Raw genomic sequence first — 12,971 nt, 5'->3', positions numbered from 1 at the left:
ACCCGAGATGGCCGTCACCGTTGAGATGCCCGCACTGGGCGAGAGTGTCACCGAGGGCACCGTCACCCGCTGGCTCAAGGCCGAGGGCGACACCGTGGAGGTCGACGAGCCGTTGCTGGAGGTCTCGACCGACAAGGTCGACACCGAGATCCCGTCCCCCGCGGCGGGCGTGCTGCAGCGCATCGTGGCCGGCGAGGACGAGACCGTCGAGGTCGGCGGCGAGCTCGCCGTGATCGGTGACGCCGGCGAGGCCCCGTCCGGCGGGTCGTCGCAGCCGGCCGCCCCCGCCCAGGAGGAGAGCCCCGAGCCCGCCCCGGCGCAGGAGGCCGCCCCGGCCGCCGAGGAGAAGCCCGCCGCGCCGAGCTCCGGTGGCTCGGGTTCCGGCGGGTCCGGTTCGCCGGTGACCATGCCGGAGCTGGGCGAGTCGGTCACCGAGGGCACCGTGACCCGCTGGCTCAAGCAGGTCGGCGACGCCGTCGAGGTCGACGAGCCGCTGCTCGAGGTCTCCACCGACAAGGTCGACACCGAGATCCCCTCCCCCGTCGCCGGCACCGTGCTCGAGCACACCGTCGGCGAGGACGAGACCGTCGAGGTCGGCGCGCAGCTGGCCCTGGTCGGCGACGCCTCCGCGGCGCCCGCCGAGGCCCCGGCGCAGGAGAAGCCGGCCGAGGCTGCACCGAAGCAGGAGTCGGCACCGAAGCAGGAGTCGGCACCGAAGCAGGAGTCCGCACCGGCCCCGCAGGCCGCGCCGGAGCCGAAGCCGGAGCCGAAGGCGGAGTCGCCGAAGGCCGAGGCCCCCGCCGCGCAGCAGGAGCAGCCGAAGGGCTCGACCGACACCCAGGCCCCGGCGGCCTCGGGCACCAACGGCTCGGGTGACAAGCCCTACGTCACCCCGCTGGTGCGCAAGCTCGCCCAGGAGAACGGCGTCGACCTGTCCACCGTGACCGGCTCGGGCGTCGGCGGCCGCATCCGCAAGCAGGACGTGCTGGCCGCGGCCGAGCAGAAGTCCGCGCCGGCCCAGGAGTCCGCTCCGGCCGCCGCGTCCGCCCCGGCCGCCGGTGGCGCGCCGAAGCAGCCGCAGAACGTGCCGACCCGCTCGGACAACGCCCCGGAGCCGGGCAGCACCGTGAAGCTGCCGCGCCTGCGTCAGGTCATCGCCCAGCGCATGATCGAGTCGCTGCAGACCTCGGCGCAGCTGACGACGGTGCAGGAGATCGACCTCACCCGCATCGTCAAGCTGCGGAACCGGGTCAAGGAGGACTTCAAGAAGCGTGAGGGCGCCAACCTCACCTTCCTGGCCTTCATCGCCAAGGCGACCATCGAGGCGCTCAAGGCCTACCCGTCGCTGAACGCGTCGATCTCCGAGGACGGCAAGGAGGTCACCTACCACGGGTCGGTGCACCTGGGCATCGCCGTCGACACCCCGCGCGGCCTGCTGGTCCCGGTGATCAAGGAGGCCGACGACCTGTCGCTGGCCGGGATCGCCAAGAAGATCGCCGACGTCGCGGGCCGCACCCGCGACGCGAAGATCGGCCCGGACGAGCTGTCCGGCGGCACGTTCACGATCACGAACATCGGGTCCGCTGGCGCGCTGTTCGACACCCCGATCCTGAACCAGCCGCAGGTCGGCATCCTCGGCACCGGCGCCATCGCCAAGGAGCCGAAGGTCGTCACCGGACCGGAGGGCGAGGACGTCATCGCCATCCGCTCGGTGTGCTACCTGCCGCTGACCTACGACCACCGCCTGGTCGACGGCGCCGACGCCGGCCGGTTCCTCTCCGCCGTGCGTGCGCGGCTCGAGGAGGGCGCGTTCGAGGCCGAGCTCGGCCTGTAGGACGCCCGTGGCCCGGCCCGTGCCGGTCCACGTGAGACACAGGGGGCGGCCCGTCCCGGTACGTCCGGGGCGGGCCGTTCCCGTTCCTGCACAACGGGTTCCGGTCCCCCGTCGACGGCCGGTGCCCGCCACCGGGCAACCGCCCGTCCGCCCGCCGTGCACGTCCGCCGCCCGTCGACCCGTGTGACACGTCCGGCCGACCGGGTGACCTCCGTCGCGGGTGTCCGGGTCGCGCGAGGACGGTCGAACGGGAAGGATCGCCGCCGTGCGAGTCGTCGTGGCCGGTTCGTCCGGACTCATCGGAACCGCCCTGGTCGCCCACCTGCGGGGCGCGGGGCACGACGTGCTGCGCCTGGTACGGCGCGCACCCCAGGCCCCCGACGAGCGCGGATGGGACCCACCGGCCGGGGAGATCCAGGAGGGCTCGCTCGAGGGCGCCGACGCCGTGGTGAACCTGTGCGGCGCCGGGATCGCCGACCGGCCGTGGACCGGGGCCCGCAAGCAGGCCATCCGCGACTCCCGGCTCAACCCGACCGACGTGCTGGTGTCCGAGGTCGTGCGGCACGAGGTGCCTGCCCTGGTCAACGGCTCCGCCGTGGGCTACTACGGCGACACCGGCGACGTCGTCGTCGACGAGTCCTCGCCGTCGGGCAGCGGGTTCCTCGCCGACGTCTGCCGCGACTGGGAGGCCGCCGCCGCCCCCGCCGGTGAGGCCGGGGCCCGGCTGGTGGTCGCCCGTACCGGGCTGGTGCTGTCCGCGTCCGGCGGACTCCTCGGCACGCTGCGCCCGGTGTTCAAGGGCTTCCTCGGCGGCCGGATCGGCTCCGGTACCCAGTACATGCCCTGGGTCTCGCTCGACGACCAGGTCGCCGCGCTCAGCTTCGCCGTCGAGAACGACACGATCTCCGGGCCGATGGACGTCACCGGGCCGGTGCCGGTCACCAACGCCGAGTTCACCCGCGAGCTGGCCTCGGCGCTCGGCCGGCCCGCACCGTTCCCGGTGCCCTCGGCGGTGGTCTCGGCGCTGCTCGGCGAGATGGGCCGGGAGATGCTGCTCGGCGGGCAGCGGGCGGTGCCGAAGGCGCTGCTCGACGCCGGGTTCTCCTTCCGCCACCACACGGTCGGCGACGCGCTCTCGGCCGCGGTCGGCACGTGAGCACATCCGGTGCACCCCACGTGCTCGTCGTCGGGGCGGGTCTGGCCGGGTTGCGCGCCGCGACCGTCCTGCACCGCGACGGGTTCGCCGTCCGCGTGCTGGAGGCCGCCGACCGGGTCGGCGGCCGGGTCGCCACCGACGTGATCGACGGCTTCCGCTGCGACCGCGGCTTCCAGGTCCTCAACTCCTCCTACCCCGCACTGCGCGCGGCGCTGGCCCCGCACGGGCTCGACTCGCTCGGTGCCCGCCCGTTCGCCCCCGGTGCCGCGATCCGGGCCGGCGACGGCGAGCTGCACCGCTTCGTCAACCCGCTGCGCCGCCCGCTGTCGGCACCGGGGACCGTCGCCGACGACCTGTTCGGGCCGCTGGAGAAGGCCCGGCTCGTGGCCTGGACCGCCCGCGTGCTCGGCTCCCCGCCTGCCCGCACCGCGTCGCTGATCGAGCGGTCCGCGGCCGCCGACCTCGACGCCGCCGGGCTCGGGGGCGCGGTCACCGACCGGTTCCTGCGCCCGTTCCTGTCCGGGGTGCTCGCCGACCCCGCCCTGGAGTCCTCGGCCGCCTACGTCCGGCTGGTGTGGCGCAGCTTCGCGCTCGGGCAGATCGTCGTCCCCGACGACGGCATGGCCGCCTTCCCCCGCCGGCTCGCCGCCGCGCTCCCGGAGTCCGCGGTCTCCACCGGGGTGCGGGTGCACGCCGTGCACGGCGGCCCGTCGCCGTCGGTGGACACCGACGAGGGCACGCTGCACGCGCGCGCCGTGGTCGTCGCCGCCGACCCGGTGACGGCGTCGTCGCTGGTCCCCGGCGTCGCGCGGCCCACCATGCAGGCGCTGACGACCTGGTACCACGTGCCGCCGCAGGCGCCGTCGGCCGAGCCGCTGCTGCACCTCGACGGCACCGGCGGCCCGGTCGTGAACACCGTCGTGCTCACCGCCGCCGCGCCCGGCTACTCCGCCGACGGGCGCCCGCTGGTGGCGTCGTCGGTCGTCGGGACGCCCGGGCGGACCGGGGTCGACGAGCCGGTGGTGCGCCGCGAGCTCGCCCGCATCTGGGGCGTGCCCACCGATGACTGGGAGCACCTGCACACCGCGGAGGTGCCCGAGGCGCTGCCGCTGCTGCCCGCGGCACGCCCGCTGCGCCGCGACGTCGACCTCGGCGAGAACCTCTTCGTCGCCGGCGACCACCGTGACACCCCGTCCACGCAGGGCGCGCTGGTCTCCGGCCGGCGGGCCGCGCAGGCCGTCCGCGCACGGTTGGGCGCGGCGTAGGCCGCCGGTGCCCGGCGTAGGCTCGGGCGCATGCCCGCACCGCACCTGAGCTGCCGCGCCCGAACCGACGACGTCCGGGTCGACCGGCTCGGCCGTGTCGAGTACCAGCAGGCGTGGGACACCCAGCGCGCGAACGCCGAGGCCCGCCGCACCGCGGACGGCCCGGACGTGCTGATGCTGCTGGAGCACCCGCCGGTCTACACCGCGGGGCGGCGCACGCAGCCCGAGGACCGGCCGGACGACGGCACCCCGGTGATCGACGTCGACCGCGGCGGGCGGATCACCTGGCACGGGCCCGGGCAGCTCGTCGGGTACCCGATCGTGGGCCTGGGCGAGCCGATGGACGTCGTCGACTACGTCCGCCGCCTCGAGGAGGCACTGATCCGCGTGTGCCACGACCTCGGGCTGACCACCGCGGGCCGGATCGAGGGCCGCAGCGGCGTCTGGCTGCCCGCCGAGGGCTTCGCCAAGCAGGAGCGCAAGATCGCCGCGATCGGCGTCCGGATCGCCGGCGGGGTGACCCAGCACGGCTTCGCCCTCAACTGCGACGCCGACATGGGCGACTTCGGGCGGATCGTGCCGTGCGGGATCACCGACGCGGGAGTGACGACGCTGTCCGCCGAGCTGGACCGCGACGTCACCGTCGACGAGGTGACCCCCGCCGTCACCACCGCGGTGCTCGACGCGCTCGACGGCCGGCTGCCGGTCACCGAGCACCCGGTGAAGCGGATGGCCGACCTGCTGGGCTGAGCAGCCCGGCGGTCAGCCCAGCTGCGGCACCACCTGCGCCGCGAACTCCTCGATGTGGTCGAGGTCGGCCAGGTCGAGGACCTGCAGGTAGACCCGGGTCGTCCCGGTCCGCTCCGCCCACGTGCCGAGCTGGTCGACGACCTGCGCCGGGGTGCCGGCGAGGCAGTCGGCACGGACCTCCTCGACGCTGCGCCCGATGGCCGCCGCGCGGCGTGCCACCTCGGCGTCGTCGCGGCCGAGGACGAGGGTCTGCGCGACCGAGTAGGTCAGCTCGCCCGGGTCGCGGCCGGCGTCGCGGCAGGCCCCGGCGACCCGCTCGAACCGGTCCGCGACCTCCTCGACCGGGGAGAACGGCACGTTGAACTCGGCGGCGAAGCGGGCCGCCAGCTGCGGGGTCTTCCGCTTCCCCTTGCCGCCGACGATCACCGGCGGGCCGGGCTGCTGCACCGGGTGCGGCAGGGCCGGGCAGTCGGTGAGCGTGTAGTGCTTCCCGTCGTAGCAGAAGGTCTCGCCCACCGGCGTCGCCCACAGCCCGGTGATGATCTCCAGCTGCTCGGTGTAGCGCTCGAACCGCTCGGCCAGCGACGGGAACGGGATCCCGTAGGCGGTGTACTCGGGCTCGAACCAGCCGGAGCCCAGCCCGAAGTCGATCCGGCCACCGGACATCTCGTCGGCCTGCGCGACGGCGACCGCGAGCGGCCCGGGCAGCCGGAACGTCGCGCTGGTGACCAGGGTGCCGAGCCGGATGTGCTCGGTCTCGCGGCCGAGCGCGGCCAGGGTCACCCAGGCGTCGGTGGGGCCCGGCAGGCCGCTCACGTCGCCCATCTTCAGGAAGTGGTCGGAGCGGAAGAACGCGTCGTAGCCTGCCGCCTCGGTGGTCTGCGCGACGCGCAGCAGGTCGGTGTAGGAAGCCCCCTGCTGGGGCTCGGTGAAGATCCGGAAGTCCACGGAGGCGCACGCTAGCGTGGGACGCGCGCGCCCGCCGGGAGCGCTACGGTCCCCGCCGTGTACCCGCTCCCCGACCTCACCGGCCGCACCGTCCTCGTCACCGGGACGACGTCCGGGCTCGGGTTCGCGCTGTCCCGCGCGTTCGCCGGAGCCGGGGCCCGGGTGCTGATGACCGCACGCGACGCCGCACGCGGCGCCGCCGCCGTCGCACGGGTCGGGGGTGCCGCCGAGCCGGTACTGCTCGACCTCGCCGACCTGTCCTCGGTGCGCGCCGCGGCCGCCGACGTGCGGGAACGCACCGATGACCGGCTCGACCTGCTGGTCAACAACGCGGGCATCGCGATGGGCCCGCGCGCCGCGACCGCCGACGGCTTCGAGCTGCAGATGGGCACCAACCACCTCGGGCCCGCGGCGCTGACCTGGCTGCTGATGCCCGCGCTGCGCGGCGGCGGCGATCTCGAACCGGCCCGGGTGGTGACGACGTCGAGCCTCGGGCACCGCACGGGCCGGCTCGACCCCGACGACCTCGACGGAAAGCGCCGCCGCTACTCCCCCACCGTCGCCTACGGCACCTCCAAGCTCGCGGGCCTGCTGTTCGCCGCGGAGCTGGACCGGCGGCTGCGCCTGGCCGGGGACGAGGTGCTGTCGGTGGCCGCGCACCCGGGGATGACCGAGTCGTCGCTGCTGGGCAACTCGCTGCGCCGCGGCGCGACCCTGCAGGCGCGGCTGTCCGGGCCGCTGGACCGGTGGTTCGTCCAGCCCGTCGAGGCCGGGATCGGGCCGCAGCTGGCCGCCGCGACCGGACCGGTGCACGGCGGGGACTACCTGGGTCCCACCGGGCCGTTCGAGGTCGCCGGACCGCCCGGGCCGGCCCGGCGCAGCACCGCCGCGCAGGACCCGGATCTGGCCGCCCGGCTGTGGGCCGCGACCGCGACCGCAACGGGCGTACCGCCCGACCCCGGGCGTACGGTGAACGCGTGACCGTCGCACCCGAAGGCCGCAAGATGCTGCGCCTCGAGGTTCGCAACAGCGAGACCCCGATCGAGCGCAAGCCCTCCTGGATCCGCACCCGCGCCCGCACCGGGCCGCAGTACACCGAGCTCAAGGGGCTCGTCCGCTCCGGCGGGCTGCACACCGTGTGCGAGGAGGCCGGCTGCCCCAACATCTACGAGTGCTGGGAGGACCGGGAGGCGACGTTCCTCATCGGCGGTGAGCAGTGCACCCGCCGGTGCGACTTCTGCCAGATCGACACCGGCCGTCCGTCCGATCTCGACGTCGACGAGCCCCGCCGCGTCGCCGAGTCGGTGCAGCAGATGGGCCTGCGCTACTCCACCGTCACCGGCGTCGCCCGCGACGACCTCGACGACGGCGGCTCCTGGCTCTACGCCGAGACCGTCCGGCAGATCCACGAGATGAACCCGGGCACCGGCGTCGAGCTGCTGATCCCGGACTTCAACTCGCGCGACGACCAGCTCGGCCCGGTCTTCGACGCCCGCCCCGAGGTGCTCGCGCACAACCTGGAGACGGTGCCGCGGATCTTCAAGCGGATCCGCCCCGCGTTCCGCTACGAGCGCTCCCTCGAGGTCATCACCAAGGCCCGGGAGAAGGGCCTGGTCACCAAGTCCAACCTGATCCTGGGCATGGGCGAGACCCCGGACGAGGTCACCGCCGCGCTGCAGGACCTGTACGACGCGGGCTGCGAGATCATCACGATCACGCAGTACCTGCGGCCCACCAAGCGCCACCACCCGGTGGAGCGCTGGGTGAAGCCCGAGGAGTTCGTCGAGCACTCGAAGGTCGCCGAGCGGATCGGCTTCGCGGGCGTCATGGCCGGGCCGCTGGTGCGCTCGTCGTACCGGGCCGGCCGGCTCTACGCCCAGACCATCGCGCACCGCGGCGAGGAGCTCCACCCCGATCTCGCGCACCTGGCCGAGTCCGGCCCCGCGGCGCAGGAGGCCGGCTCGCTGCTGTCCCGGCTCGAGGGCGGGCAGAGCGGCTGATCACGGCCCGGTGACCGGTCACGGCCCGCCGACGACGCGGGCCGTGACGGGGAAGTACGCTGGTCACATGCCCGGCAAGCCCCGCAAGCCCTCGCCCGACGAGAAGAAGGCGCTCAAGGCCCAGAAGAAGGCCGCGTCGAAGCAGCGTCGCCAGCAGATCTGGCAGGCGTTCCAGATGCAGCGCAAGGACGACAAGCTGCTGATCCCGATCATGGCCGGGGTCTTCCTGGCGGCGGTCGTGGTCCTCACGCTCATCGGCTGGCTGCTGGGCATGACCTGGATCTTCCTGGTCTTCGGCATCCTCATCGGCGCGCTCGCCGCGTTCGCCGTGTTCGGCCGCCGGGTGCAGAGCTCGGTCTACGTCAAGGCCGACGGCCAGCCCGGCGCCGCGGGCTGGGCGCTGGACCAGATGCGCGGCCAGTGGCGGGTCACGCAGGGCGTCGCGGGCACGACGCACCTCGACGCCGTGCACCGGGTGATCGGGCGCCCGGGGGTCGTGTTCGTCGCCGAGGGCGCGCCGCACCGGGTGAAGAACCTGCTCGCCCAGGAGAAGAAGCGCACCGCGCGGATCGCCGGCACCACCCCGATCTACGACGTCATCGTCGGGCACGAGGAGGGCCAGGTCCCGCTGAAGAACCTGCAGCGGCACCTGATGAAGCTGCCGCGCAACATCTCCACCGCGGAGATGGACACGCTGGAGAACAAGCTCACCGCGCTCGGCAACCGCGCCCAGGCGACGCCGAAGGGCCCGCTGCCGCAGGGCGCGAAGATGCGGTCCGTGCAGCGCTCCGCGCGCCGCCGCTGACCCGTTCCGCACGTCGCACGTCGGTCGGACGCCCGCCGCCCCGGTTCCCCGGGAGGCGGGCGTCTTCCGTTTCCGGGCCGGCTCAGCGGGTCCGGATGACGATCGTGCGCGCGGCCTGGTCGTGCCAGCCGCGGCCGTCGTCGTCGCGGAAGACCGGCGGGAAGACGCACGCGATCAGCAGGGTGCGCAGCGCCGCCCGCGGCACCCCGACGAACGCGGCCATGTCGGTGCGCGCCACCCGGAGCCCGAGCAGCACGTGCCCGGGCGTCATGCCGAACAGGGCCACCGCGATCGTCGTGATCACGAACCAGACGAGCAGGACCGTCCACCCGGTCTGCGGGGCGCCGATCGCGCCGGTGCCCAGGAACGCGACCACCAGGACGTAGGCGAGCAGCCAGTCCACGACGAGCCCGGCGATCCGGGCGCCCGTCCCGGCGACGGAGTTCGGGCCGGTGGCCGGCAGGCCGAACCGCTCGCCCGGATGCCCGTCGTCGTCACTCCCGGCGGGTGAATGCGGGAGCCAGGACTCGATCCAGCGGGCCATGGCTCCTAGCCTAGGCGCCGGACGGGCACCGATGTCGCCGACCGAACGTTGCAGGTCGCACCGAGGGGTGACGGCTGTGACGCGCGTCGTGGCGCGGTCAGTTAACGTCGGGGAAACAGGTGAGTGATGGGTGGGCAACACGCCACTCCTACCGTCGCCCCCGATCGCCACCAGCAACCCAAGGAGCGCGACAGAGTGTTCAGCAACTCCGAAGAGGTACTCAAGTACATCTCGGACGAGAAGGTCGAGTACGTCGACATCAGGTTCTGCGACCTGCCCGGCGTGATGCAGCACCTGACCGTCCCCGCCGCGACCGCCGGTGACCTGCTGGAGAACGGCGCCGCGTTCGACGGTTCCTCCGTCCGCGGCTTCCAGGCGATCAACGAGTCCGACATGGCGCTGTTCGCGGACTCCACGACGGCGCGGATCGACCCGTTCCGCAAGCACCGCACGCTGAACATCAACTTCTTCGTGCACGACCCGATCACGGGTGAGCCCTACTCCCGCGACCCGCGCAACATCGCGCGCAAGGCCGAGGAGTACCTCAAGGCGTCGGGCATCGCCGACACCGCCTTCATGGCCCCCGAGGCGGAGTTCTACATCTTCGACTCGATCCGTTTCGGTTCCGAGCCGAACTCCACGTTCGCCGAGATCGACTCCGTCGAGGGCTGGTGGACCACCGGCCGCGAGGAGCAGGGCGGCAACCTCGGCTACAAGGTCAACTACAAGGGCGGCTACTTCCCCGTCCCGCCGGTCGACCACTACGCCGACCTGCGTGCCGACATGGTCAGCAACATGACCGCGTCCGGCTTCGAGGTCGAGCGTGAGCACCACGAGGTGGGCACCGCGGGCCAGGCCGAGATCAACTACAAGTTCAACACGCTGCTGCACGCGGCGGACGACGTCATGCTGTTCAAGTACCTGGTGAAGAACACCGCCTGGGCAGCAGGCAAGACCGCCACCTTCATGCCGAAGCCGCTGTTCGGCGACAACGGCTCGGGCATGCACGTGCACTCGTCGCTGTGGAAGGACGGCCAGCCGCTCTTCCACGACGAGTCCGGTTACGGCGGCCTGTCCGACATCGCGCGCTACTACATCGGCGGCCTGCTGCACCACGCGCCGTCGCTGCTGGCGTTCACGAACCCGACGGTGAACTCCTACCACCGCCTGGTCCCCGGCTTCGAGGCCCCGGTCAACCTGGTCTACTCGGCCCGGAACCGCTCGGCCTGCATCCGGATCCCGCTGTCCGGCGACAGCCCGAAGGCCAAGCGCGTCGAGTTCCGCTGCCCGGACTCGTCGGGCAACCCGTACCTCGCCTTCTCGGCGATGCTGATGGCCGGCCTCGACGGCATCAAGAACAAGATCGAGCCGCCGACGCCGATCGACAAGGACCTCTACGAGCTCCCGCCCGAGGAGGCCAAGGACATCGCGCAGGTCCCGTCGTCGCTGAGCGCGGTCATCGACTCGCTCGAGGCCGACCACGACTACCTGCTCGAGGGCGGCGTGTTCACGCCGGACCTGATCGAGACCTGGATCGAGTACAAGCGGGAGAACGAGATCGACCCGCTGCGTCTGCGTCCGCACCCGTACGAGTTCGCGCTCTACTACGACGTGTGATCCACGCCTGACGCTCGTCAGCCGTACCGAGGCCCGGCACCCCGCTCGTGGGTGCCGGGCTTCGCTGCGTCCGGGGTGTGTGACGTGACGACCTCGCCGCAGCACACCGATTCCGTACGTGGCACATGCTGCGACGTGTGCTGCGTACGGAATCGGTGTGCTGCGGCGGATGATCGGGCCCCGGACACACGTCGGCGCCGCCCGGAACGAGCCGGACGGCGCCGAGGTGACGAGGACCCGCAGGTCAGCGGCCGACCTTCTTGCGGCCGGTGACCGCGTTGTAGATGACCAGCACGATGATCGCGCCGATCACCGAGCCGATGATGCCCCCGGGCGAGAACTTCATGAACTGCTGGGCGTTGAACCCGCCACCGGAGATCAGCGACCAGATCACGCCACCGACGAGCGAGCCGACGATGCCGAGGATGATCGTGGGGATGATGCCGATGTTGTCCTTGCCGGGGACGATGGCCCGGGCGAGGAAGCCGGCGATCAGACCGACGACGATCGCGATGATGATGGTCCAGAGCATGGTTACTCCTCCTTGGTTCCGGTTCGTCGTCGACGGACCGTGGTTGACCCGTTGTGAGGCCTGACACCGGGTGACCGGCCGACCACCGGTTGAAACACCGCGGCACATCACGACATCGCCACGGTTTCCGGCCGGTCGCCGTTCGCAACGTCACAAACGCTAGACCCGGGGTGCCCGCACAGACACGCGCGAAACGCCCGGAACACCCGATTCGGGGTTCCCCCAGGTGATTGAGGGTCGTCGCCGGATGCGCCACGGGGTCACCATGGGGTCGTGAGCACTCCGGACGACGCCATCCCGGTCCTGCGCCTCGACCGCGCCCGCACGCCCGAGGGTGGGTTCGACCCCACGTTCACCACCGCGTTGCGCGAGGCCCTGCACGAGGTCGGTTTCCTGCGGCTCACCGGCTTCGGTGCCGCGCCCGGGCAGGCCGGGGCGCTGCTGGCGGCGGCGTCGTCGTTCTTCGACCTGCCGGCCGAGCAGCGCCTGGAGCTGGACAACCGGCGGTCCCCGCACTTCCGCGGCTACACCCGGCTCGGCCACGAGATCACCGCGGGCCGCCCCGACGCCCGCGAGCAGATCGACTTCGGGCCGGAGCTGGCACCGGTACCCCGCGCGGAGTGGGACGAGCCGTTCCGGCTGTTGGAGGGCCCGAACGTCTGGCCGGACGCGCGGGTCCCCGAGCTGCGCCGCCGGGCCGAGGCATGGGCCGAGCTGATGAGCCGGGTCGGGACCGAGCTGACGCGCGCGGTCGCCGTCGGGCTGGGGCTGGAGGAGACCCACTTCGACCCGCTGTTCGACGGCGAGCCGCACTGGTTCGGCAAGGTCATCCGCTACGTCGGGCCGCCGCCCGGCGACCCCGTCCCCGACGACGCGCAGGGCGTGGGCCCGCACGCCGACTGGGGTTTCCTCACGCTGCTGCTCCAGGACGGCACCGGCGGGCTACAGGCACGGCCGCCCGGCTCGTCGTGGACCGACGTGGCACCGCTGGAGGGGTCGCTCGTGGTCAACGTCGGCGAGATGCTGGAGGTCGCGACCGACGGCTACCTGGTCGCGACACCGCACCGCGTCCTCGCCTGTGCCCCGGGAACGACGCGGCAGTCGGTCGGCTTCTTCTGGTCCCCGCGGCTCGACGCCCGGCTCGACCCGGTCCCGTTGCCGCCCGGCCTGGCGGCGCAGGCGCCCGGCGTGCACGAGACCGACCGCAACGCGCTGCTCCCCCGCTTCGGCGACAACGCGCTCAAGGGCTGGGTGCGCTCGCACCCGGAGGTCGCAGCGCGCCACCACCCGGGCCTCGTGTCCTCAGGCACGCCGTCACCGTTCACGGACCGATGATCCGGATCCGTTGACAGGGGTTCGCACCGCCTGCTTGACTCGTTCTCACCGTGTTCCAGGTCACAGCGGCGTGCCGACCGGCGACGCCGATCCGTGGCCTCCGCCGGTCCCCGTGACAGGACCGGTTCACACGCACCAGCTTTCTCGGCACGACCTCTCGGAGCCACCAGCCGTCGGCGCACCAC

At 73.0% G+C, this 12,971-nt stretch carries 12 protein-coding genes; 9 read left to right on the top strand and 3 right to left on the bottom strand.

All coding sequences use genetic code 11. The features are described 5' to 3' along the window. Positions 1-7 precede the first annotated feature (7 nt). The 4 genes from sucB (at position 8) to lipB (ending at position 5,005) form a co-directional block, all read left to right on the top strand. Positions 8-1,834: a 2-oxoglutarate dehydrogenase, E2 component, dihydrolipoamide succinyltransferase gene (gene sucB / locus ACLE50_RS14525; RefSeq protein WP_410944060.1), complete on the top strand. Its 1,827-nt coding sequence runs from the start codon at positions 8-10 to the stop codon at positions 1,832-1,834. Between the two features lie 265 nt (positions 1,835-2,099). Further along, on the top strand, positions 2,100-2,990 hold the full coding sequence (locus tag ACLE50_RS14520) for a TIGR01777 family oxidoreductase (RefSeq protein WP_410944059.1): 891 nt from the start codon (positions 2,100-2,102) through the stop codon (positions 2,988-2,990). Next, the gene (locus ACLE50_RS14515) at positions 2,987-4,255 is read left to right on the top strand and encodes an NAD(P)/FAD-dependent oxidoreductase (RefSeq protein WP_410944058.1); all 1,269 of its coding nucleotides are present in this window, start codon (positions 2,987-2,989) and stop codon (positions 4,253-4,255) included. The genes ACLE50_RS14520 and ACLE50_RS14515 overlap by 4 nt, the downstream gene beginning before the upstream one ends. Before the next feature lie 30 nt (positions 4,256-4,285). Next, positions 4,286-5,005, top strand: coding sequence for a lipoyl(octanoyl) transferase LipB (gene lipB, locus ACLE50_RS14510; protein WP_410944057.1), 720 nt, complete (start codon positions 4,286-4,288; stop codon positions 5,003-5,005). 12 nt (positions 5,006-5,017) lie between these two features. Here the strand turns inward: lipB and ACLE50_RS14505 are convergent, their stop codons facing one another. Continuing rightward, complete coding sequence (locus ACLE50_RS14505; protein ID WP_410944056.1) at positions 5,018-5,953, bottom strand: LLM class F420-dependent oxidoreductase; 936 nt, start codon at positions 5,951-5,953, stop codon at positions 5,018-5,020. Between the two features lie 57 nt (positions 5,954-6,010). Here ACLE50_RS14505 and ACLE50_RS14500 point away from each other — a divergent pair, with 57 nt between their 5' ends. The 3 genes from ACLE50_RS14500 to ACLE50_RS14490 all read left to right on the top strand — a co-directional run bounded on the left by ACLE50_RS14500 (position 6,011) and on the right by ACLE50_RS14490 (position 8,758). Then, positions 6,011-6,934 carry an SDR family NAD(P)-dependent oxidoreductase gene (locus ACLE50_RS14500; protein WP_410944055.1) on the top strand — a complete coding sequence of 308 codons (924 nt, stop codon included), beginning with the start codon at positions 6,011-6,013 and terminating at the stop codon, positions 6,932-6,934. Next, the gene (gene lipA, locus ACLE50_RS14495; protein ID WP_410944054.1) at positions 6,931-7,953 is read left to right on the top strand and encodes a lipoyl synthase; all 1,023 of its coding nucleotides are present in this window, start codon (positions 6,931-6,933) and stop codon (positions 7,951-7,953) included. Before ACLE50_RS14500 ends, lipA begins: the two co-directional genes overlap by 4 nt. Before the next feature lie 67 nt (positions 7,954-8,020). Then, a complete protein-coding gene (locus ACLE50_RS14490; protein WP_410944053.1) occupies positions 8,021-8,758 on the top strand; it encodes a DUF4191 domain-containing protein in 738 nt (245 codons plus the stop codon). An 82-nt stretch (positions 8,759-8,840) separates the two neighbouring features. On the opposite strand, the gene ACLE50_RS14485 is transcribed toward ACLE50_RS14490, so the two are convergent. Beyond that, the gene (locus tag ACLE50_RS14485) at positions 8,841-9,302 is read right to left on the bottom strand and encodes an RDD family protein (protein ID WP_410944052.1); all 462 of its coding nucleotides are present in this window, start codon (positions 9,300-9,302) and stop codon (positions 8,841-8,843) included. A gap of 195 nt (positions 9,303-9,497) precedes the next feature. Here ACLE50_RS14485 and glnA point away from each other — a divergent pair, with 195 nt between their 5' ends. Then, entirely contained in the window at positions 9,498-10,919 is a 1,422-nt protein-coding gene (gene glnA, locus ACLE50_RS14480) for a type I glutamate--ammonia ligase (RefSeq protein WP_410944051.1), read from the top strand. 244 nt (positions 10,920-11,163) lie between these two features. Here glnA and ACLE50_RS14475 read toward each other — a convergent pair whose 3' ends face one another. Continuing rightward, complete coding sequence (locus tag ACLE50_RS14475; protein ID WP_410944050.1) at positions 11,164-11,451, bottom strand: GlsB/YeaQ/YmgE family stress response membrane protein; 288 nt, start codon at positions 11,449-11,451, stop codon at positions 11,164-11,166. Positions 11,452-11,724: 273 nt separating this feature from the next. On the opposite strand from ACLE50_RS14475, the gene ACLE50_RS14470 reads away from it, so the two are divergent. Next, a complete protein-coding gene (locus ACLE50_RS14470) occupies positions 11,725-12,786 on the top strand; it encodes an isopenicillin N synthase family dioxygenase (RefSeq protein ID WP_410944049.1) in 1,062 nt (353 codons plus the stop codon). The last annotated feature ends 185 nt before the right edge of the window (positions 12,787-12,971 follow it).

This window comes from Pseudonocardia phyllosphaerae (assembly GCF_046546475.1).
In the GTDB taxonomy this organism is placed as follows: Bacteria; Actinomycetota; Actinomycetes; order Mycobacteriales; family Pseudonocardiaceae; genus Pseudonocardia; species Pseudonocardia phyllosphaerae.
This window is presented reverse-complemented; position numbering and strand designations above follow the sequence as displayed.